This is a genomic window from Nostoc sp. 'Lobaria pulmonaria (5183) cyanobiont', from assembly GCF_002949795.1.
In the GTDB taxonomy this organism is placed as follows: domain Bacteria; phylum Cyanobacteriota; class Cyanobacteriia; order Cyanobacteriales; family Nostocaceae; genus Nostoc.
Genome location: NZ_CP026692.1, coordinates 4,222,547 through 4,245,130, shown reverse-complemented (window position 1 = coordinate 4,245,130; position 22,584 = coordinate 4,222,547). Strand labels below are relative to the sequence as shown.

The 22,584-nt window shown below is 43.0% G+C and carries 18 protein-coding genes; 10 read left to right on the top strand and 8 right to left on the bottom strand.

What is annotated here, in order from left to right; genetic code table 11:
* Window positions 1-43 precede the first annotated feature (43 nt).
* Both devC and NLP_RS18660 read right to left on the bottom strand, forming a co-directional pair.
* Window positions 44-1,219: an ABC transporter permease DevC gene (devC, locus tag NLP_RS18665; protein ID WP_104907698.1), complete on the bottom strand. Its 1,176-nt coding sequence runs from the start codon at window positions 1,217-1,219 to the stop codon at window positions 44-46.
* Window positions 1,216-2,526: an HlyD family efflux transporter periplasmic adaptor subunit gene (locus NLP_RS18660; protein ID WP_104907697.1), complete on the bottom strand. Its 1,311-nt coding sequence runs from the start codon at window positions 2,524-2,526 to the stop codon at window positions 1,216-1,218. The genes devC and NLP_RS18660 overlap by 4 nt, the downstream gene beginning before the upstream one ends.
* Before the next feature lie 417 nt (window positions 2,527-2,943).
* On the opposite strand from NLP_RS18660, the gene NLP_RS18655 reads away from it, so the two are divergent.
* Window positions 2,944-3,558, top strand: coding sequence for a TetR/AcrR family transcriptional regulator (locus NLP_RS18655; protein ID WP_104907696.1), 615 nt, complete (start codon window positions 2,944-2,946; stop codon window positions 3,556-3,558).
* A gap of 159 nt (window positions 3,559-3,717) precedes the next feature.
* Here the strand turns inward: NLP_RS18655 and infC are convergent, their stop codons facing one another.
* Window positions 3,718-4,230 (bottom strand): translation initiation factor IF-3, encoded by a 513-nt coding sequence (gene infC, locus NLP_RS18650; RefSeq protein ID WP_104907695.1) that lies wholly within the window; start codon window positions 4,228-4,230, stop codon window positions 3,718-3,720.
* Window positions 4,231-4,445: 215 nt separating this feature from the next.
* On the opposite strand from infC, the gene NLP_RS18645 reads away from it, so the two are divergent.
* The 4 genes from NLP_RS18645 to NLP_RS18630 all read left to right on the top strand — a co-directional run bounded on the left by NLP_RS18645 (window position 4,446) and on the right by NLP_RS18630 (window position 11,328).
* Window positions 4,446-5,786, top strand: a complete 1,341-nt coding sequence (locus NLP_RS18645; RefSeq protein ID WP_104907694.1) for a DEAD/DEAH box helicase — start codon at window positions 4,446-4,448, stop codon at window positions 5,784-5,786.
* A 540-nt stretch (window positions 5,787-6,326) separates the two neighbouring features.
* Window positions 6,327-7,979, top strand: a complete 1,653-nt coding sequence (locus NLP_RS18640) for an adenylate/guanylate cyclase domain-containing protein (protein ID WP_104907693.1) — start codon at window positions 6,327-6,329, stop codon at window positions 7,977-7,979.
* 232 nt (window positions 7,980-8,211) lie between these two features.
* Window positions 8,212-9,579: an NAD-dependent succinate-semialdehyde dehydrogenase gene (locus NLP_RS18635; protein ID WP_104907692.1), complete on the top strand. Its 1,368-nt coding sequence runs from the start codon at window positions 8,212-8,214 to the stop codon at window positions 9,577-9,579.
* Between the two features lie 105 nt (window positions 9,580-9,684).
* Window positions 9,685-11,328, top strand: coding sequence for an acetolactate synthase large subunit (locus NLP_RS18630; RefSeq protein WP_104907691.1), 1,644 nt, complete (start codon window positions 9,685-9,687; stop codon window positions 11,326-11,328).
* Window positions 11,329-11,825: 497 nt separating this feature from the next.
* Here NLP_RS18630 and NLP_RS18620 read toward each other — a convergent pair whose 3' ends face one another.
* Window positions 11,826-12,062: a hypothetical protein gene (locus NLP_RS18620; protein WP_104907690.1), complete on the bottom strand. Its 237-nt coding sequence runs from the start codon at window positions 12,060-12,062 to the stop codon at window positions 11,826-11,828.
* 216 nt (window positions 12,063-12,278) lie between these two features.
* On the opposite strand from NLP_RS18620, the gene NLP_RS18615 reads away from it, so the two are divergent.
* The 3 genes from NLP_RS18615 to NLP_RS18605 all read left to right on the top strand — a co-directional run bounded on the left by NLP_RS18615 (window position 12,279) and on the right by NLP_RS18605 (window position 16,330).
* Window positions 12,279-13,376 carry an ATP-binding protein gene (locus tag NLP_RS18615; protein WP_234016979.1) on the top strand — a complete coding sequence of 366 codons (1,098 nt, stop codon included), beginning with the start codon at window positions 12,279-12,281 and terminating at the stop codon, window positions 13,374-13,376.
* A 14-nt stretch (window positions 13,377-13,390) separates the two neighbouring features.
* A complete protein-coding gene (locus NLP_RS18610) occupies window positions 13,391-13,582 on the top strand; it encodes a hypothetical protein (protein WP_325034684.1) in 192 nt (63 codons plus the stop codon).
* An 84-nt stretch (window positions 13,583-13,666) separates the two neighbouring features.
* Complete coding sequence (locus tag NLP_RS18605; RefSeq protein ID WP_104907688.1) at window positions 13,667-16,330, top strand: nSTAND1 domain-containing NTPase; 2,664 nt, start codon at window positions 13,667-13,669, stop codon at window positions 16,328-16,330.
* 32 nt (window positions 16,331-16,362) lie between these two features.
* On the opposite strand, the gene NLP_RS18600 is transcribed toward NLP_RS18605, so the two are convergent.
* Entirely contained in the window at window positions 16,363-16,677 is a 315-nt protein-coding gene (locus NLP_RS18600) for a hypothetical protein (protein ID WP_104907687.1), read from the bottom strand.
* 366 nt (window positions 16,678-17,043) lie between these two features.
* On the opposite strand from NLP_RS18600, the gene NLP_RS18595 reads away from it, so the two are divergent.
* Entirely contained in the window at window positions 17,044-18,126 is a 1,083-nt protein-coding gene (locus NLP_RS18595) for a class I fructose-bisphosphate aldolase (RefSeq protein ID WP_104907686.1), read from the top strand.
* A gap of 81 nt (window positions 18,127-18,207) precedes the next feature.
* Here NLP_RS18595 and NLP_RS18590 read toward each other — a convergent pair whose 3' ends face one another.
* Window positions 18,208-18,876: a ribonuclease T2 family protein gene (locus NLP_RS18590; protein WP_104907685.1), complete on the bottom strand. Its 669-nt coding sequence runs from the start codon at window positions 18,874-18,876 to the stop codon at window positions 18,208-18,210.
* Between the two features lie 240 nt (window positions 18,877-19,116).
* Between NLP_RS18590 and NLP_RS18585 the strand changes: the two genes are divergently transcribed.
* Entirely contained in the window at window positions 19,117-20,283 is a 1,167-nt protein-coding gene (locus tag NLP_RS18585; RefSeq protein ID WP_104907684.1) for a pyridoxal phosphate-dependent aminotransferase, read from the top strand.
* A 375-nt stretch (window positions 20,284-20,658) separates the two neighbouring features.
* Here the strand turns inward: NLP_RS18585 and NLP_RS18575 are convergent, their stop codons facing one another.
* Together NLP_RS18575 and NLP_RS18570 are read right to left on the bottom strand one after the other, a co-directional pair.
* On the bottom strand, window positions 20,659-21,246 hold the full coding sequence (locus tag NLP_RS18575; RefSeq protein WP_104907682.1) for a Uma2 family endonuclease: 588 nt from the start codon (window positions 21,244-21,246) through the stop codon (window positions 20,659-20,661).
* A 90-nt stretch (window positions 21,247-21,336) separates the two neighbouring features.
* Entirely contained in the window at window positions 21,337-22,524 is a 1,188-nt protein-coding gene (locus NLP_RS18570) for a tetratricopeptide repeat protein (RefSeq protein ID WP_199784646.1), read from the bottom strand.
* Between the last annotated feature and the right edge of the window lie 60 nt (window positions 22,525-22,584).

Here is a 22,584-nt window from a genome sequence, read left to right as displayed (position 1 = left end):
GATTGGGAATTGGGTAAGTATCTTTATGCCCAATGCCCATTTTCTAAAACATATCTGCGGGGTCGGCGGACTGTAATTTCCGGGTGGCGATCGCACCAGAAATTATGCACATAATCATAGTCAGTGTTAATACCGTCAAGGCCCGTGCTACGGTCATGTAAACTGGCAAATTGGTGGCATTACGAGTTAAATGATAAAGTCCTAAAGGTGCGATCGCTCCGGGGATAAAGCCCAAAATCGCCAAAATTATCGCCTCTTCAAACACCACACCTAATAAGTAGAGATTGTTATATCCCATTGCTTTAAAAGTGGCGTATTCTTTGATATGGGAATTCACATCTGTAGAAAGAACTTGATACACGATAATCACGCCCACTAAAAACCCCATTGCTACACCCAGGCTGAAGATAAACCCGATCGCCGTATTTGTTTTCCAGTAATTTATTTCAAATTCGAGAAATTCTGCTTTGGTTAAAACTTTAACATCATTATCTAAATGAGATTCTAAAGCTGCTTTCATCTGTTTTGGATCATAGCCTGGTTGCAGCTGCACTAAACCGAGACTGACACTGCTTGCTTGTTGTCTGGGAAATAGTCGCAAAAAGTTCTGGTCGCTAGTGATCAAAGTACCATCGGCTATGAAGGAAGCCCCGACTGAAAATAAGCCGCTAATGGTAATTGTCCGCCGTTCTATTTCGGTTGTAACAGTTTTACCTTGTTCAATTTTGGCGATCGCTTCGTTGTAATCTCCTCTAGAGGCGCGATCGAACAAAACAGTATCTGGTAGCTTAATAGCATCTATCTGGCGATTCACATCCGCTAAGTTCAACACTTGCCGATCGGGATTGAACCCCATAACTAATATTGTCGTCTTCTGATGTGTTTGGGGATTTTTCCAATCAACAATGTTGACATACATTCCTTCTGCCGACTTTACACCTGGTACATCCATTGCTTGATACAGCCGCCGCCGCGTAAAGTTAGACATATATGCTAGGTTACGTGCTTGGGGGCTGATCACAAACATATCAGCCTGCATACTCCGATGCAGCATTGTGTTACTTTCAAACAGGGCATTCTGAAACCCTAGCTGCATGAACATCAGAACATCGGCAAAGGCAATACCTGACAATGCCACCAAAAGACGACCTTTTTCATGACTCAGTTGCAGCCATCCTAAAGGCGTTCGCCGCCGCAGTTCCTGGATAAATCCAATCACAGTTCAATTACCGCCTTGACTTGCAAATTAGTTAAGCTAGAAGCATTTTGGCTGGATAGTTTATTTAGTTGCACATGCACTTCCACTACTCTGGCATCGATATTGCTAGAGGGGTCAGCATTGATCAGATTTTGCCGCTTTACCTGCATACCAATCCAATCGACTCTTCCCTCTAATTCATTGCGAAGGGAATCACTGCTTATCAGCACCGGTTGTCCCGGACGCACTCTCTTGATATCACTTTGGTAGACTTCTACTACTGCATACATCTGGTCGGTTTGACCTAGAGCCACAATTCCTTCATTGCCTACAGTTTCTCCGGCTCGTGTATTAATCTCCAAAATTCGACCGACTTTAGGAGCCACAACGTATGCCTCTGCCAGTTCTGCTCTAATTTTCTCCACAGTGGCTTGAGCACTGTCTATCTCTGCCTGTGCATTTGCTATATCTGTGGGACGAACTTCAGTGGTTTGATTTAGGTTAGCTTTTGCTTCGTTAATCTGCTGTTGCAAGCTGGCAAGGGTTTGATCCTGGTTGGCTTTTGCTTCGTTAAGCTGCTGTTGTAGGGTCGCTACAGTTCTTGTCTGGGTGGCTTGGCTTTCAATTAAGGCTTGAGTAGAAGTTTCGGCGCTTAGGCGTCTTTTATCAACTTCCTGGCTAGAAATTGCTCCTGCTTTGTATAAAGTCTCGTAGCGCTGCACGTCAGCTTGGGCATTACCTTTCTCGGCTGCTACGCGAGCCACTGTTGCTTGCAAGCTCCGTTGTTGCCCAAGGAGTTCTGCTTCTAGACGATTAATTGTGGCTTGCTGAGTTTTAATGTTTCCTTGTAGTTCTACTTGTACACGATTCACCGTAGCTTGACGCGCTCCAATTTCTCCCTGTTTGGCTCCAGCTTTTACCTGGTTAAGGCGGGATTTGACAACTTGAACTTGTTTTTGTGCTTCACCCAAAGTAGCTTGTAGGCGATCGCGGTTGTCCATAATCGCAACTATCTGCCCAGCTTTGACGCGATCGCCTTCTTTCACCAATAGTTGCTCTACCCGATTTCCTTCACCATTTGAAGAAGGCGCTGACAGTTTTATTACCTCTCCCTTTGGTTCCAACCGCCCTAATGCTGTTACTGTTTTTATCACAGGCTGAACTGCTACTGGTGCTTTTTGCTTTTCATTAGTTGCAGCTTGAAGCTTCATCACTGTATAAACACTGATTCCGCCTATTGCTAGAGATGCAATTATTGCAAGTAGAAGAGGCGATCGCAAAAGATTCTGAGAAGACCTTAAACCCTCTGAATTCCTGTTTTGCTCCATACTATTTTCCCCTTACCACCAGTAGCAACTTGTACTAAACTGTCCAGTTCAATTATGCTAAACTAAACGGACTAGTTTAGTCAACATGATACACTAAACTTGTCAATCAATTTGCAAAGGCATTATGCAGCTGAATGCTATTCCCTATTGGGATTGATTGTCTACTACAAGAAAGTAGAAGAGAGGAAAGCTGACAATAGAGGCTTTTGAGCTTTATCGAAGGGTAAGTAAGTTGCCACAATTAAACCAAACTATGTGAAGAAAGATAAACTATACTAAAACCCTCTTCCTTCGTACCTCTTGCCTGATTCCAACGACAAATTTTTCCGCCGACCTACTTATGTTTATTTTCGCCATTTTGTACTGGGCATTTTGCAGCATCTATTAATATTGTTTATAAGAAAGGATGATTAATAAATGGTACGCATCAAAGCTGGCGAAGTGGATCGAGACAATTCCGTTGATAAAGTGGAGCAAATTTTGCAAGGAGCAATGCAAGAATTCCTTCAACATGGTTATGCTGGTACAAGCATGGATCGGGTAGCGGTAGCAGCAGGTGTTTCTAAAGCGACAGTCTACAGCCACTTTCAAGATAAAGAAGGACTTTTTAAAGTACTGTTAGAGCAACTGACAAGCAAAAAGAACAGCTCCATTTTTGGCACAGAACCGATTGAGGGAGAACCAGGTGTCATACTGCACCAGGTAGCAACCAAAGCATTAAAGCAAATGCTTAACGACAAAGAACATAGTGCATTTATGCGAGTCCTAATTGGGGAATCTGGGCGTTTTCCTGAGTTAGCTCAAATTTGTGTTCAAGCAATGATTAAGCCAGTAGCGGAAACTCTCACTCACTACTTAGCAGCTCCTGAATTAAACATACCTGACCCAGAGGCAACGGCGAGAATTCTCTTAGGAGCACTGGTGCATTTTCATATTACTCAAAATGTGATGCATGGACAGGACATTGTACCAATGGAAAGCGATCGCCTAATTGATGCCTTGACACACCTGATCGCTAAATGCGCCGATTGATTGGTTATATCCCGGCGCGTGGCGCTTGTTTGGTCGGAAAGTCAAATTTACCTTGAGTAACAGTTGACTGTTTTTTCCATAGAAGCTACAGTACTGTGTCCGGCTTTTTTCGTTCCTTACAAGCTGCCACAAATACATCCCCTAGCGATCGCCAGATAACTAAGCAGGAATGACTTGAACAACTAGGGCGCGTTTATCCAGCGACTGGATTTTACCTACTTGACTGAGATCGTTTGCAATTCGGTCTAGCAGTTCTCCCGCTTTGTCACGATATTGATGTTCTCGGCCTCGTAAACGAATGGCAAACTTGACAGAATCGCCTTTACTTAACCACTCACCTGCTTGTTCAATGCGTAAATTGTAATCAGCCACACCCACGTTTAGACCGAATCGAACTTCCTTTACCGTGGGTCTAGCACTTTGACTCTGACGTTTTTTCTTTTGATACTGAAGCTTGCCATAGTTGAGAATCTTGGCGATTGGAGCGTCTTTACCTTGGGAGACTACAACTAAGTCAAGCTCTAAGCTTTCGGCTAGCTGTAACGCCTCATTGGTATCGATCAGACCACGATTGTTATTTTCATGGTCAATCAAGAAGACGCTAGGTGATTTGATTTGTGAATTAATCAGTTGCTTTTGGATTGCGATAATGAATTTCTCCCATTTGTTCAATACTTTGCTTTACAAGCAGGTAATGCCAATTTAACACAACACTGAATCAGAGCAACTTTAACAACACAATAGACGGCAATCTGTTAGAATGAGGGACTGCGGCACTCGCTCTCAGTCTTTGCGCTACTGCCCATCCAGCTTTTCAATAATTTTTATCCGTCCGCCTAAGACTGACGCCATCATTGGTGACAGGCCGATGTTATTTTTGGAGTCTTATGTCTTTTTCCGATCTCGGCTTGTCCAATGAAATTATCCGTGCTGTTACCGAACGAGGGTACACGGAACCCACGCCAATCCAGATGCAGTCCATTCCTGCTGTCTTGTCGGGTAGAGATTTATTAGCTGGGGCACAAACTGGTACTGGAAAGACCGCTAGTTTTACACTGCCGCTCTTGCATCGGTTGTCGTCTAACAAAAGCAAAGGTACGTCTAATGGATACCCACCAATCCGAGCGTTGATTCTCACTCCGACTCGTGAACTCGCTGCACAAGTAGAAGAAAGCGTGCGCGAGTACGGCAAGTACTTAAATCTCAACTCAATGGTGATGTTTGGCGGAGTCAGTATTAATCTGCAAAAACAGCGTTTAAGGGGCCGAGTGGATATTTTGGTCGCTACTCCAGGGCGACTGCTAGACCACGTACAGCAGGGTACGCTGAACCTATCGCAGATTGAGGTTTTGGTGCTGGATGAAGCCGATCGGATGCTGGACATGGGTTTTATTAATGATATCCGCCGCATCCTCTCACTCCTGCCCAAACAGCGACAGAATTTGCTATTCTTCGCTACTTTCTCAGACAAAATTAAGGCACTGGCCGCCGGATTACTCAATAACCCGACAATGATTGAAGTGGCACGCCGCAACATTACTGCCGACACGATCGCACAGAAAGTTTACCAGGTAGACCGTGACAAGAAACGCCAATTACTGGCTCATCTGATTCGGCGAGATAATTGGTATCAAGTGCTAGTGTTCACTCGCACTAAGTATGGCGCTGACCGTTTGGTGAAGCAGTTGGGCGAAGACCGCATTCAAGCATTGGCAATCCACGGTAATAAGAGCCAGCCTGTGCGTACCAACGCTCTGGCAAAGTTCAAAAATGGCAGCTTACAGGTATTGGTGGCGACAGATATTGCTGCTAGAGGTCTTGACATCAGCGAACTGCCCCATGTTGTTAACTTTGATTTGCCCAATGTACCAGAAGATTATGTTCATCGTATTGGTCGCACCGGTCGCGCTGGCGCATCAGGTGAAGCTGTATCGCTGGTGTGTGTCGATGAACAGCATCTATTGATAGATATCGAAAAACTGATTGAGCAGCGCTTGCCGAAGGAAGTGGTTGCTGGTTTTGCGCCCAACCCCGATACTAACCCCGAACCAATCCCAAATGGACGGCAACACAAAGCCAAGCCTGGAGGTGATAAGCGTCCGGCTCGTACTCCTAAACCATTACCACAGACATCGGCTAAACGTAAGGCAGCGCCACCTGCCACCAATGGCGAGAAACCTGGCGCTCGTTCATCGGCATCGCGCCGTTCTGCTAAACGCGATCGCTAATGTTCGTTAGCTGTTCAATAGATTGATTTTTCACGGGTTCTGGAAAACCTCACTTCCATTCCTCTCGCTTACAAATTTTCGGTGTATACACAAGTCTTTATAGAGTTGTGTCAGAGACTCCAAAACAGTGCCTCGGCTTAGAGTAACGAGTACTGAGTAAAAAGTAAAATTAATTGCACTCAGCATATAGGGTAATCGTGCCCCTAAGAGCAAAGTTCTGTTCGCCCTTGGCGTTGGCGTTCGCGTAGTTTTAACTATGGGGTTATACTCAGCACGGGCTAAACGCCCCGCTATCCATGTACAGCACTCAGTACTCAGCACTACTGAAATACAGTTGTCGGAATGCAGTTAACAGTGTCATAAAGAAAAGGTGAAGGTTAACCTGTAGGGTATAACTTACCTTAGAGTTGCTTGACCGAAGAACAAAAGGATACAAGCCCCTAAATTTATTTATGGGGATTATTAATTTTGAATTTTGAATTTTGAATTTTGAATTCCCCAAAGGGGTTGACCTCTAGCTTCGATGGATCTATCACACTCATGACTGAACTGACGCTACGCCTACAAGAGGGAGATACCGAGACAACGATCGCAGTTGACCAAGATGTATTTACAATTGGTCGTTTGCCGGAATGTAACTTGTACTTACCTTTTGGTGGAGTATCCCGCAACCATGCTCGCCTGGTAAAAACGGCTGACGGTGTGTGGACCATTGAGGATTTGGGCAGCAAAAACGGGACACAAGTCAATAAATATCTGGTTAACTATCCCCAAGAGTTACATCACGGCGATATTGTTTGGCTGGGCAATGTCAGCCTGGTAGTGCTGCTCACAACCCCTGTTTCTCAACCAACACCTGAGTATCCCGGAATTTCGGAGATTAATGAGCAAAGAACAATCCTTCATAATGTTGAACAACTACAACAGCAATGGATTGCAGCTGATAGCAAAGATGGCAACATCAATAATAAGGACAAAACTATTGCCCGTCTCAAAGACTTAGTGGACATAGCGAAAAATCTTTGTGCAGCCGCGTCCATAGAAGAGATTTTTTCTCAGGTGCAGCAAGTAGTTTTTCGTTACCTTGATAGTATTGATCGCTTGGCATTATTAATTGATGTCAATGGTTGCGGCCAGTTAGAATTAATGAATGCTGCCACTAGAAACGTTTCCCAACACAAACATCTCCCCTCTGATGGTAGTTGGATTAGTCGTAGTATTTGTCAAAAGGTATTTGAGGAAAAAGTCGTCATTCAAACCGGTGATACTCATCAGGATGAACGGTTTGCTAGCGAACAGAGTATTTTAGTCAAAGGCATTCGTAGCGCGATGGCAGTGCCTTTATGGGATGAAAATAAAGTTGTGGGCGTACTCTATGCCGATGCCAATTTTTCTTCTTACCATTGGGCGAATGAAGGTGAAGAAGAATTGAGCTTTTTTTCAGCTTTAGCAAACCTTGTAGCTTCTAGTGTGCAGCGTTGGCTATTAGTAGAGAAACTCAAAACTGAAGAGATGATTCGTCACCGATTAGAACGTTATCATTCTCCAGCAGTTGTACAGCAGTTGATATCTGTAGGCGGATTACCGGGTGGTCGTTTAGCTCCCACCGAGAGCGAAATCAGTATTTTGTTTGCTGATTTAGTTGGCTTTACGGCAATTTCTGAAAGGTTAACACCAACTGCGATCGCTCAACTATTAAATAATTTATTTGAAGAAATGCTAAAAGAAGTGTTTGGTTGCGGCGGCACTTTAGATAAATATATTGGCGATTGTATTATGGCATTTTTTGGCGCTCCAGAACCGCAAGCAGATCATGCCGATCGCGCTGTTACTACTGCCAAAGGAATGCTTACTCGTCTCGAACATCTTAATGCCAATGGTTTTTGGCACGAACCCCTGCAATTACGTATTGCAATTAATAGCGGTAAGGCTGTGGTGGGAGATGTCGGTAGTTCCCAAAGGGTAGATTATACGGCATTAGGCGCAACGATTAATCTTGCTGCTCGGATGGAAGCAGTTTGTCCCCCTAGTGAATGCGTAATTAGTGAAGCCACCCATACAATGCTTTCACAACCCTTAGACTTCCAAGAAATGGGAGATTATCGTTTCAAAGGTATTGAGCGATTAGTTAAGATTTATCAGACAAAATTGCAACCAGTGCCAACAATCATTGCTCCAATCATTAATCTTTAGGGATTGGGTATTAGAAAAACAATTAACAGCTAACTAATGGCTAATAAATTTTAATTCATCACGATAAATACATAATGCACTTGTATATTTTATTTCAAAAATAATTGTAAAATTGTAATATTCAGCAACCAATTCTGGGTTATAAGACTAGAATTTGGGTGGTAGCTTCCAGAATTGATCTGTGTAACACTAGGAAGCCTAACGAAGCTATTTTTTAACGGGAGGTCAGGTAATGGCGATCGCCACGATTAATCCCGCCACTGGGGAGACGCTCAAAACCTTTGAGGCGCTCAATGATACCGAAATTGTCGCTAAACTCGATTTAGCTAATCAGACTTTTGAACACTATCGTCAGACTAGTTTCTCTGAACGATCGCATTGGCTGCAAAAGGCTGCTGATATTTTAGAGCAAGATAAAGCAGAATTTGCTAAGTTAATGACTCTAGAAATGGGTAAACCATTTAAAGCTGCGATCGCGGAAGTCGAAAAATGCGCCGTCGTCTGTCGCTACTATGCCGAACACGCCCCTGGTTTTCTAGCTGATGTCAGTATAAAAACTGATGCCAACCAGAGTTTTGTACGTTATCAACCAATGGGTGCGATTCTCGCGGTGATGCCGTGGAATTTCCCTTTTTGGCAAGTTTTTCGTTTTGCCGCACCAGCGCTGATGGCGGGGAATGTCGGCTTACTCAAACACGCTTCCAATGTGCCGCAGTGCGCCTTGGCAATTGAATATATTATCCGACGGGCAGGTTTTCCTGAAGGTGCTTTTCAAACTCTATTAATAGGCGCTGCCAAAGTTGCCGATTTAATGGCTGATGACCGCGTAAAAGCTGCTACCTTGACAGGCAGCGAACCAGCAGGTATATCCCTCGCCGTCGCCGCCGGCAAACAAATTAAAAAAACAGTTTTGGAATTAGGAGGAAGTGACCCGTTTATTGTGTTAGAAAGTGCTGACTTAGAGACAGCAGTTGTCACAGCTACTACAGCGCGGATGTTAAATAACGGGCAATCATGTATTGCAGCGAAACGTTTTATTGTCGCAGATGCGATCGCAGACAAATTTGAAAAATTGCTTTTAGAAAAATTTGAGGCGCTGAAAATAGGCGATCCCATGCAACCAGATACCGATTTAGGCCCCCTGGCAACACCTGGTATTCTCCAGGATTTAGATCAACAAGTGCAAGCTGCTATAAAAAGTGGTGGTAAAGTCCTCATCGGTGGACATCCTTTATCAGATCGTCCTGGAAACTTTTATCCGCCAACGATTATCATAGATATCCCCCCTGAGGCACCAATTGCAAAAGAAGAATTCTTTGGCCCGGTAGCCTTGTTATTCCGGGTTTCGGATATCGATGCTGCCATTAAACTCGCTAATGACAGCCCCTTTGGCTTAGGTGCAAGTGCTTGGACAACCAACGACCAAGAGAGCGATCGCTTAGTTGAAGAAATTGAAGCTGGTGCCGTGTTTATCAACAGTATGGTCAAATCCGATCCTCGGTTGCCCTTTGGTGGCATCAAGCGTTCTGGATATGGCAGGGAATTGAGTATCCAAGGTATACATGAGTTTGTCAACGTTAAAACTGTGTGGGTGAAGTGATTAGTCATTAGTCATTAGTCATTAGTCAAAAAACAAAAGAAAAATGACTAATGACAAAAAATTACTAATGACTAAAGTCTTATTTGTCAATAGTTAGGAAATAAAATGAATACAGCAGAATTATTGGTGCAGTGCCTAGAAAATGAAGGAGTGCAATACATTTTTGGACTTCCTGGTGAAGAAAACCTTCACGTTTTGGAAGCGTTAAAACATTCTTCGATTAAATTTATTACGACTCGTCATGAACAGGGTGCAGCATTCATGGCCGATGTATACGGACGCTTAACAGGAAAAGCCGGAGTGTGTCTTTCTACTCTTGGCCCTGGGGCAACCAACTTGATGACTGGGGTAGCAGATGCTAACCTCGATGGTGCGCCCTTAGTGGCGATTACTGGTCAAGTGGGAACAGATAGAATGCATATTGAATCCCATCAATATTTAGATTTGGTGGCAATGTTTGCACCTGTTACCAAGTGGAATAAGCAGATTGTGCGACCGAGTATTACACCAGAAGTAGTACGGAAAGCATTTAAGCGATCGCAATCTGAAAAACCTGGTGCAGTTCACATCGATTTGCCCGAAAATATTGCTGCCATGCCCGTGGAAGGCAAACCTTTGCGTAAGGATAATAGTGAAAAAAGCTATGCATCGTTTGCTAGCATTCGGGCAGCAGCAGCCGCAATTTGCCAAGCAGTTAATCCATTAATCTTAGTAGGTAATGGGGCAATTCGCGCTCATGCAAGTGATGCAGTCACACAATTTGCTACATTGCTGAATATACCTGTTGCCAATACTTTTATGGGTAAAGGCGTGATTCCCTACACACACCAACTAGCTTTGTGGTCAGTGGGATTACAGCAAAGAGATTTTATTACGTGTGCCTTTGATAACACAGATTTAGTAATTGCGATCGGCTATGATTTGATTGAGTTTTCCCCCAAAAAATGGAATCGTAATGGTGAAATTCCTATTGTGCATATTGGGGTAAGTCCGGCAGAAATTGATAGTAGTTATATTCCTAATGCCGAAGTTGTGGGAGATATTTCAGATTCCCTCTATGAAATATTAAAATTAGCAGATAGACAAGGCAAACCCGATCCCTTTGCTATTAGCTTAAGATCAGAGATTCGGGCTGATTACGAACAGTATGCCCATGATGACGGATTTCCCATCAAGCCGCAAAAGTTAATTTATGACTTACGCCAAGTCATGGGTCCAGATGATATCGTCATCTCTGATGTTGGCGCACATAAAATGTGGATGGCCCGTCATTATCATTGCCATAGTCCCAATACTTGCATAATTTCCAACGGCTTCGCAGCTATGGGTATTGCCATTCCTGGCGCTTTAGCAGCAAAACTGGTTCATCCCAAGCGCAAAGTCGTTGCTGTCACAGGCGATGGCGGCTTTATGATGAATTCTCAAGAATTAGAAACAGCCTTGCGTGTCGGTACGCCCTTTGTCACCATAATTTTCAATGATGGTGGCTATGGATTAATTGAGTGGAAGCAAGAAAATCAATTTGGTAAAGGAAACTCAGCCTTTGTGCATTTTAGCAATCCTGATTTTGTCAAATTTGCCGAAAGCATGGGTTTAAAAGGCTACCGAGTTGAATCGGCTTTAGATTTGATTCCCACTTTGAAAGAAGCCCTCGCTCAAGATGTACCCGCCGTGATAGATTGTCCCGTAGATTATCGGGAGAATCACCGCTTCAGTCAAAAAGCCGGCGAGTTGAGTTGTGCGGTGTAAAAAATAGAGAAGCGATTAATCGCGTCTGTACAAGAGAGAGGCGATTAATCACGTCTGTACAAGAGTTAGGAGTTAGGAGTTTTTTATTCCTAACTCCTTATTAATTTCCACTCCTTTAACGTTTTGGTAGGGTGCGTTACGCCAAAGGCTAACGCACCGCTTTACTTCACTTCATTTATAGAGATATTTCTTCTCCTTCTTCGCGTCCTTTGCGTCCTTTGCGGTTCGTTAAAAAAACTACGAGTATCAAAGACTCGTTCACGAATATTAAAGACTCGTTCACGAATATTAAAGACTCATCCACGAGTATTAAAGACTCGTTCACGAATATTAAAGACTCATCCACGAGTATCAAAGACTCGTTCACGAGTATCAAAGACTCGTCCACGAGTATCAAAGACTCGTTCACGAGTATCAAAGACTCGTCCACGAGTATCAAAGACTCGTTTACAATAAATTAGAAGTTATTGATTCTAACTCATCACTGATTTTTACTCTTAATTAATCGTCTTCTGGTTGGAATTTGTGCCTTCCTGCTTTTGGGCAATATTTTCTACTGCTTCGCATTGCCTTTTGTCAATATCTGACTTAATAATGAGTCCCTTAGTATTAAGCGCTATTTCAACTTGGTATTGACCATTCACCATATTAATCGCAGCGTAAGTTACTGTACCAAACATCATCACTCCGCAAAGTGATAAGATAATTTGCAGAATTCCCAGTTCTCGTTTCATTTTTAAAGTCCTTAATCCCTTACATTCACCATTACAACTTGGTGCTGGTTGAGAACGGAGTTGAGAAATAGTCACCCATTGGACGAGTTGTTAGTTGATTATCAGTTAAGTTCAGGATGACTATAATTTCTAGAGTGCAAGAGGTTATCGCTGAATAGCAAAGCTGTTTAGCTAGTATACAAATCTGATATACTCTCAGCAGTTTCTCGATGAGGAATGATGGCGCGATCGCTCCGAGTAGCCCCAGAGTATATTGAAAAAGTAAAGTTAGCACCTGGGCGTAACGGCTATCCCAGCCAGCAGTCTTTGGCTAGTGATATAGGATTTTCTCTCTCCACAGTCAAAAGCTTTCTCACTGGTAAACCTGTTGACTATCTGAATTTTGTAGAACTTAGCAAAAAACTGGGGTTAGAGTGGCAAGACATTGCATACAAAGAACCAGAAACTCAACCGCCTAAACCTCAGCCCACTAACGGGGAAGCATCACCCTTCATCACTGGCGTACCCATCACCCAACCCCGTTACTTTTTTGGGCGCGAGAAAGAATTAAAACGCCTCTTCAACTTACTCAAACGCCATCCCCTACAAAACGCCGCCATTATCGGCAAAAAGCGCAGTGGCAAAACATCCCTGCTGCACTACCTCAAAAATATCACCACCACCCCAGCAGAACAGCTGCGTCTTGAGCAAAAATCTGACTGGCTACCGCATCCAGAAAATTACTGTTGGATTTTCGTAGACTTGCAAGACGCACGAATGCAAAGCCGAGAAGGACTACTAAAGTACATCCTAGAATCACTGAAGATGCAAGTACCGACACCTTGCGATTTAGATCGTTTCATGAATGTAGTCAGTGATAATTTACATTTTCCCACAGTTATCTTATTAGATGAGATTGGCGTTGGGTTGCAACGCTGTCCAGAATTAGATGATGGCTTTTGGGAGAGTTTGCGGTCTTTGGCGACTAACCAGACAGGGGGAAATCTAGCATTTGTCTTGGCTACCCCTGAATCACCGATTGAAATGGTGCGAAACACAGGACACAGTTCACCATTTTTCAATATTTTCGGCTACACCGCATATCTGGGAGCATTGACTGAGACAGAAGCGCGGGAATTGATAGCGAGTTCGCCCATTGCCTTCACTGATGAAGATGTAGAGTGGATTTTGACACAAAGTTGCTGCTGGCCACTGTTGTTACAAATTCTGTGTAGAGAAAAATTATTTAACTTAGAAGAAGGGGAGAATGATGATAATTGGCGTAAGGAAGGTTTACGACAAATAAAACCATTTACTGATTTATTAGATTCATAACTAGCGAAGTAACTATGAAAGCACACCGAATTGAAACAAAGTTAACTAAAAACGGAACCTTGATTCTTGAGGATTTACCGTTTCAAGCAGGCGAAGCAGTTGAAATTATAATCTTAGAACGTTCTTCCCAAGCTTCAGACTCTAACCTTTATCCTTTACAAGGAAAGGTTATTCATTACGATCAACCAATAGAGCCTGTTCCATAGAGGATTGGGAAGTGCTGTAATGACTGCGTTTACAATGACAACAATATTTTTAATATCTCTACTATTAACCTAAGCAGGCAAATTATGCCTTCTCAAAACTCACCCACTAATTACGCTGAAATCTACACTGATGCACCTAAACCACACTCAAATTTGATCGTAGGTAGTTTGCAACTATTGTTTTGGCTATTTTTTCGTCCTGTAGCTTGGTATCAGCACACTTTACATATTAAAAATGAGATTACCTCTTTAGCAGACTTGAACAAACCATCAGTATGGCAGCCAGTGCTACAAGGGTATTTAATTGTACCTCTCTGGGCTAATTTTATCCTTGGTTTAGTACTTTGGGGATTAGGTCAGCCATTACCAAATATTTTGTCTATTGTGGCCCCAAGCTTAGGGTGTTGTGTAGCATTAAACGTGGCGTTTGGCGTGGCGTTTGGCGTGGCGTTTGGCGTGGCGCAAGGCGTAGCGTTTGGCGTAACGTTAGGTGTGGCGTTAGGTGTGGCATTTGGCGTAGCGTTAGGTGTGGCGTTAGGTGTGGCATTTGGCGTGGCGTTAGGCGTGGTATTTGGCGTGGCGTTAGGCGTGGCGTTAGACGTGGCGTTAGACGTGGCGTTAGACGTGGCGGTAGGCATGGAAGGCGTGGCATTTGGCGTAGCGTTTGGCGTGGCGTTAGGCGTAGCGTTTGGCGTGGCGTTAGGCGTGGCGTTTGGCGTGGCGATAGGCGTTACGGAAGGTGTAACGTTTGGCGTGGCGTTAGGCGTGGCATTTGACATGGCGTTTAGCGTGCCGTTTGGTATGGCATTTGGTATAGCAGAAGGCGTGGCGTTTGGTATGGCGTTTGGCGTGGCATTTGGCGTGGCATTTGGCATGGCGGAAGGTGTGACGTTTGGCGTGGCAGAAGGCGTGGCGTTTGCTGTGCTGTTATTTCTGAGTATAACTATCAACTTATGGCGACCAATAGTTTTATACCCATCACTACAATTATGGAATTTAGCACTTTATCGGTTGGAAAAAAATCGCATTAACCAGCCTTATATTTTATTAAGATTGTCTAATATATTTCCTGATCGAATTAATGAAAGGCACAACAATGAGACATTTATACAGTCTATATTACGTTTTCCTTATCAATTTCTTGAAATAAGTATAGATCAGTATTCAAGCTCATTACGCTATCATTCCGCCTTTTGGGATCAATTACAGCGCATACCTTTATATGGCTTAGATAATTACTTACTTTTAGTCATAGAACATAACCCAAGCGAGGGTGAAGCTGCCATTGATTATCTCAATGAAAGTCTGCAAAAATGGGCTGTTCAAATTTGCAAAGATGCACTGAGTCTAAGAAAATGTGGTGATGTAGAAGCTATACGTCAGCTTCATCGCATCATAGAAATTGAGGAATTAGATAATTCAATTAATTCTGTCCTACGCATCTTTACTCGCATCAGTCAGGATGTAAACGCAGCATTAGAACAAAGAAGTAATTACAACCAGCGTATAGCTCTCAAGGATGTAGCAAAAAAGTTAGGTGTACAATTAGAGAACTTCAATCGTATTAATAATAAATATGCTTCTTCCTTTTTACCTTTTGCTAAAAGATGGCTGGATATCATCAACAAATATATACAAGAACTAGCTATCAAAGTTGAACAAAATAAAGAAATTGACTCGCCTTACATTACTGGTAATCCCATCACACTAGAGCAAGAAATTTTCACGGGACGTGATGACATTGGCTTACGCATTGAGCAGTTGCTTTTAGATCGCCGTCGTCCACCTTTGCTACTATACGGTCAGCGACGTATGGGTAAAACTTCTCTCCTCAATAACATCGGAAAGTTACTACCTAATACCATCATCCCCATGTTTGTAGACTTGCAAGGCGCACCTTCATCAGCTAGTGACCATGCAGGTTTTCTCTACAACCTGGCAAGAGAGATGGAGAAGTCAGCAAAAAAGCAAGGTGTAACTCTACCGTCCCTAACCCGCGAAGTGTTAAAATCTGACCCCTTCACCTATTTCGATGAATGGCTAGATAAAGTAGAACAGGCTCTAGAACAAAATACCGCCTTACTAGCGCTAGATGAATTCGAGGTGCTAGACAACGCCATAGCCAAAGGTCGCTTTGATGAACAAGATGTTTTGGGAATGTTGCGTCACCTCATCCAACACCGTCCCCGTTTCAAGGTTTTACTGGCTGGCTCCCATACTATCGAAGAATATCAGCGCTGGGCTAGTTATCTCATTAATGTCCAAGTAGTGCATATTTCCTACCTCAAACAAGCGGAAGCACGACAATTAATTGAACGTCCGGTCAAAGATTTTACCCTCCGCTATGAACCTAACGCAGTTGAACGAGTGTTACAACTCACCCGTTGTCACCCATTCTTAGTACAATTACTCTGTGCGGAAATTATTGTCCTGAAGAACGAGCAAGACCCCTCTATCCGGCGATTGGCAACTTTAGCGGATGTGGAAGCAGCGATATCAGAAGCTTTGCAAAGTGGTGGTTTTTTCTTCGCTGACATTAAAAACAATCAAGTAGACGCGACTGGACAAGCTATTCTACGTTTTATCGCCGCTCAAGGGGAAGGGACTATAGTCAGCCGCCAAACTCTATTGCAACAGTTCCCTCATGCTGATATTACTTTCAACTTGCTGTTGCAACGTGAGTTAATTGAGGAAGTTGACGACGGCTATCGCTTCCAAGTGGAGTTGATTCGTCGCTGGTTTGTTTGAATTATGTCTGATAAGTTAACTGATGACAAATACTACTTGTGCTGGCGCAATTGCTCTACTATATATTCTTCCAGTTCTTGTTTTTCTCTGTTACTAGCATTTCGTTGATAAGTTCTTCCGGTTTCTTGAATAAACCTACGTTTCTCGCTGGGAGAAGATTTGAGTTTACCTCCAGTTCCTTGCAGCTTTTGCTGTAATTCTTCCCAAGTCTTTTCACCCACACTTTCACCTAATTTGACCAGTGCCTTTGGGAGTAACATTTTTGCCTCTCGTTGAAAATCTTCTTCTGTCTCAAGGGAAGCTAAATCTATATTGCTGAAGTCGATATCGATTTGAAACTTACTCATAAAATTATATTTATTCTGTTCAAAATTATTACCCCAATCGGGGGAAGATGGGTTTTCAATTTTCAGCTATGATCTGAGGATAGTATGATTGTACTGGTTGATATTGGTAACTGATTTGAAAACATCAATTCCGAAAGTTGATTGAATACTTCCGGTAGTATAGCCCTACTTAATCATTAACAACAAGATTCCCGACCTTCTTAAAAGTAAGTAGGGAATCGGAGTCTTTTGATTTTGACTTATACAATAAGATTGCTATATCTTCAGAAAGAAGACATATCACTAATCTTCGTACAACTAAGTTAGCAATATTAGAAATGCTATCTTAAAGGCAAGGTCATTTGCTCAAATTTTGAGGATAATACTATGACTACAACGCTCAAAGAGGCTAATTCTATTGAGTCATTGCTAGGTAAAGAGGCTGAAGACCTACTTACTCACAAAGCAAAAGTTTCTCGTGATTTAATACATTTGCCGGGCCCAGACTTTATAGATCGAATCTGGCTCAACAGCGATCGCAATCCTCAAGTATTGCGTAATCTCCAGTTACTTTATTCTAGTGGTCGTCTGGCAAACACAGGTTATCTCTCGATTTTACCAGTAGACCAAGGGATTGAACACTCGGCAGGTGCGTCTTTTGCGCCCAATCCGATTTACTTCGATCCAGAAAATATTATCAAGCTAGCGATCGCCTCAGGTTGCAATGCTGTTGCTACCACTTTGGGAACATTAGGTATAGTTTCGCGCAAATATGCCCACAAAATTCCCTTTATTGCCAAAATCAATCACAACGAATTGCTGACTTTCCCTAATCAATTTGACCAGGTATTGTTTGCTGATGTCGAACAAGCTTGGAATTTAGGGGCCGCCGCCGTAGGTGCGACAATCTATTTTGGTTCAGAGCAATCTACCAGACAGATTCAGGAAATCAGCAAAGCTTTTAAACGCGCCCATGAACTGGGTTTGGTAACAGTTCTCTGGTGTTATCTGCGGAACAACGCTTTTAAACAAGATAAAGATTACCACCTTGCTGCTGACCTCACCGGACAGGCGAATCATTTGGGTGTAACCATTGAAGCTGACATTATTAAACAAAAGTTACCAGAAAATAACAATGGTTACGGTGCAGTTGCCAAAGCCACTGGTAAGAGTTACGGCAAAACCGATGAGCGGGTTTACACGGAATTAACAACTGATCACCCAATTGATTTAACTCGTTACCAAGTACTAAATTGCTACTCTGGGCGTGTGGGGTTGATTAATTCTGGTGGCGCGACTGGCAAAAATGACTTCGCCGAAGCAGTTCGCACCGCCGTAGTCAACAAACGCGCTGGTGGTTCAGGATTAATTTCTGGGCGAAAGACCTTCCAACGTCCCTTTGAGGAAGGTGTAAAACTGTTTCATACCATTCAGGATGTGTACTTGTCGCCAGATGTGACGATAGCTTAGGGAGTTAGGAGTACAGACGCGATTAATCGCGTCTGTACAAAAGATTATTAGAATTCTTTCCCTCATTCCCCATTCCCATTTTTATCTAACGTTTCTCACTAAGAAATCTGGTTGACCACAACTTTTTTGCGATCGCTTCAAAATCTCGGCGCTACAAATACCGGGTTCACCGTTTTTGGAATAACAAAAGAAGACTTCTTGTAAAAATCTTCCTGAACCTGAACAAAAAGGTGCTACACCATCAGCAATAATTTGATTATTCGCACTCACAAATGAATTTTTAAAATTTGTAATTGTGGTACGCACGGGTTTATTAGGACGATTATAAGCTGCGGGAATAGCGATCGCATCTTTTAATTGTTTACTCAATCCCAAGTATTCCGCAGGAGTTTTCCCCGAACAAGTACCATGTTTTTCCCATTCATGATCGGCAACTTTAGCGCTAGGAAACAAATTAGGAAACCGCCGCTTTACTTCCGACGGTAATTTTTGCGTGGAACAATTAGCAGGATAGCCAGTTTGATATTGCGGCCACAAACCATGTAGTACAAAACCAAGTTTCCTTCCAGAACCGCACTGCTGCTGATCACGATTACCATTTGTCGCACAATAATCTGGCGACCAGGAGAGTGTCAGGACATAAAAATCAAATTTACCCGGAGTACCGCGATTTTGAGCAATGGCAGCATTAGGTATAAAAAGACCAGTAATTAGCAGAGAAGATGCAATTAAAAGTTTCTTAATCTGCATAAAAACAGTTAGGTTCCACTAAAAATAAAGTTATATACGATACATTGTTAAGAGTCAATAATCAAACTGCTTCGCGGAGTCATTAGTTATTTGTCATTAGTCATTTGTTATTTGTCATTTGCTCCTCCTGCTCCCTCATCTCCCCAATCCCCGATTATCAACGAATTCAGAAAAAGCAAATCTTGGTAGGGATTCTGGGATATCCTTAGATCAGTGAAAGATTTGCCAAAAATAGTAAGAATGAAGCTGGCAGCAAGAGTAAGTCAGGTAACACCTTCATTAACCTTAGCGATCGCAGCCAAGGCTAAGGCACTGAAGGTAGAAGGAATAGACGTTTGTAGTTTTAGCGCTGGAGAACCAGATTTTGATACCCCAGCGCATATTAAAGCCGCAGCAGTCAAAGCTTTGGAAGAAGGCAAAACCAAGTACGGTGCAGCAGCTGGAGAACCAAAGTTAAGGGAAGCGATCGCCCACAAGCTTAAAACCGACAACGGTCTTGATTATAAGTCAGAGAATGTCATCGTCACCAATGGCGGTAAGCATTCTCTGTACAACTTGATTGTGGCGCTAATTGACCCAGGTGATGAGGTAATTATCCCTGCGCCCTACTGGCTAAGTTATCCCGAAATGGTGACTTTAGTCGGTGGAGTCTCGGTAATTGTGCCTACAGATGCAACGACGGGTTATAAAATTACTCCCGAACAACTCCGTAAAGCAATCACGCCGAAGACGAAGTTATTTATCCTCAACTCCCCATCTAATCCTACAGGGATGGTTTACACGCCAGATGAAATCAAAGCACTGGCGAAGGTAGTAGTTGATGCAGATATCTTTGTCGTCTCTGATGAGATTTACGAAAAGATTCTCTATAACGGTGCAGAACATATCAGCATCGGTTCTCTAGGGAAGGAAATTTTTGACCGCAGTTTGATTAGTAATGGGTTTGCGAAGGCTTATTCCATGACTGGTTGGAGACTTGGCTATTTAGCGGGGCCGGTGGAAATCATTAAAGCAGCGAGTACCATCCAAGGGCATAGTACATCTAACGTGTGTACCTTTGCCCAATATGGTGCGATCGCAGCGCTACAAAGTTCTCAAGATTGTGTCGAAGAAATGCGCCAAGCCTTCGCCAAACGCCGACAGGTCATGCTAGACAGACTCAACGCCATTCCCGGATTGAGTACCGCCTCACCAGATGGCGCGTTTTATCTATTCCCTGATATCAGCAAAACTGGTCTAAAATCCCTAGAATTTTGTGATGCTTTGCTGGAAAAATATCAAGTTGCAGTCATTCCCGGAATTGCTTTTGGCGCTGATGACAATATTCGCCTTTCCTACGCCACAGATATGGCGACGATTGAAAAGGGAATGGATAGATTGGAGAAATTTGTCAAGTCGCGTAGTTAGTTGTCAGTTGTCAGTTGTCATTTGTCATTTGTGAGGAGAATTTATCAACTCTTAAACTTTTGACCTCCACCTTTTCGACTCAGAACGGGTGGAGTTCATTTTTAAACCTCAAGTTTCGTGTTCTGAAGCTCAAGTTTCGTGTTCTGAAGCTCAAGTTTTGTGTTCCGAAGCTCAAGTTCCGAGTTCTGAAGCTCAAGTTTTGTGTTCTGAAGCTCAAGTTTTGTGTTCTGAAGCTCAAGTTTCGTGTTCTGAAGCTCAAGTTTCGTGTTCTGAAGCTCAAGTTTCGTGTTCTGAAGCTCAAGTTTCGTGTTCTGAAGCTCAAGTTTCGTGTTCTGAACTTGAAGTTTCGTGTTCTGAACTTGAAGTTTTGCGTATTCACACAAACAACCGCGCCACGGTGCAAACAAAATTTGGTAACAGAGGTGAAGAGAGATCATCTGTTGCAAATAACGTTGCTACTAATTTCAGAACTGCTTTTTCTCGGCGATACACATCAACTTGTTGTAATTGCCAGTTCAAAATCCAATATTCTTGAACTCCTCTAGAAGCATATAATTTTAGCTTGATTTCGCGTAGGCGTAGCCCGCCGTAGGCATCGCGTCGCTCGTTTTGAACTCCAGGGGAAAGTACTTCTATAACCAGTTCTGGCGCTCCGGTTAAATGTCCTTCATTATCAAGTAAAATGGTGAGGCGTTCTTTACTTACCCAAACCACATCGGGAATAACGTTATCTGCATCAGTAAAAATAATTCCTGGTGTTGGCACAGCCTCACCAAGACCTGTTGAGAGTGACCAATCTCTTAATTCTCCACAAATATTTGCTGTGGCTTTTTGATGTCCCCAATGTGGTGCCCTAGTCACAAATAATTCCCCATCGATAATTTCGTAGCGATTACCGTTATCTGGCAATAACTCTAAGTCTGCACTTGTCCAACGTATCCGTTCATCAATGGTTTGGCTCATAAGAACCTCTGAAATATTGATACTAATATTCTAATGTCATTTGTCATTTGTCATTTGTCATTCTTCCCCATGCCCCATGCACCCTCACCTCTACATCAACTGCATCTCTCGCAACCCCTGGCGTAGCCTCTTTGCCTCTTCGGGATTATACCTTTCGTGAAGGGCGATCGCTTTTTTAAAAGCTGCTAAACTATCTTGATGATTGCCAATTTTCAGCAATACTACCCCCAAATTTTGATACGCTTCGGCATAGTTGGGATTTAAGGTGATTGCATGTTGATAATATACGATCGCATCTGCAAATAAACCCAAAGCCTTAAATGTCATCGCCAAATTATAATGTCCAAAAACGAAAGTAGGGTCAATTTTCAAAGCTGTGGTGTAAGCCGTTTTCGCGCCGTTGAAATCTCCTGCTGCTTTGAGTAAGTTACCCAAGTTGTTGTATGCTCCTAGTTTGAGCATGGGATAAATTGGCAATTTGATGGCAGCTTGATAGTGAGAAATTGCTTGTGGGGATTTTTGCAACCGACTGTAGGCAATGCCTAAATGATAGTGAAGTTCATATAAAATATCGTAGTTGTCTTCAGCACCGGGGATTCCATGTCTGAGCAAATCCATACCTTGAGAAATTTTCCCAGTTTGCACATACAACGCTCCTAATTTACTGCAAACATAGGGATCGTTGGGATGATTTGCCAGAAACCCTTCCATCGCCGTAGCGGCTTTGGCATATTTGTTATTTTGAGCGATCGCACTTTTTTGATATCCTGTGTGTACAAGGGCAACCCCAGGTAAATAACCTATTTGCCAGTGAGGTTCTCTGGTTAAAATTTCTGAGACGCTATCATCTACCAAAGCATGGTAAGGACGATCAAAACGAATGTCTGGATGATTGCGGAATAGCCTGGAAACCAGAGAATAGGGAGATTGTTCTGCACCAACTTCCTGACGGACGAGGTTGATGAGCAAATATTCATCTATTGCGATCGCCTCTCGTAACTGCGGTACAATTGCTGGAGTCAGAGTTTCATCAGCATCTAATACCAAAATCCAATCACTAGTGACATATTTGAGAGCTGCGTTGCGAGCAGCACTGAAGTCATTACACCATTTAAAATGATGGACTTTTGCACCGAGTTGTTGGGCAATATTAGGAGTGCGATCGATTGAGCCTGTATCCAAGACTATCATTTCATCCACCACTTTTCTCACACTGCTCAGGCATTTAGGCAGTGTTGCTGCTTCGTTTTTCACAATCATGCATAGACTCAAACTCATAATTTAAAACTTGGGAGTGGGGAGTAGTGAATAAAGGGATGAGGGAGATGAGAAAGTAAC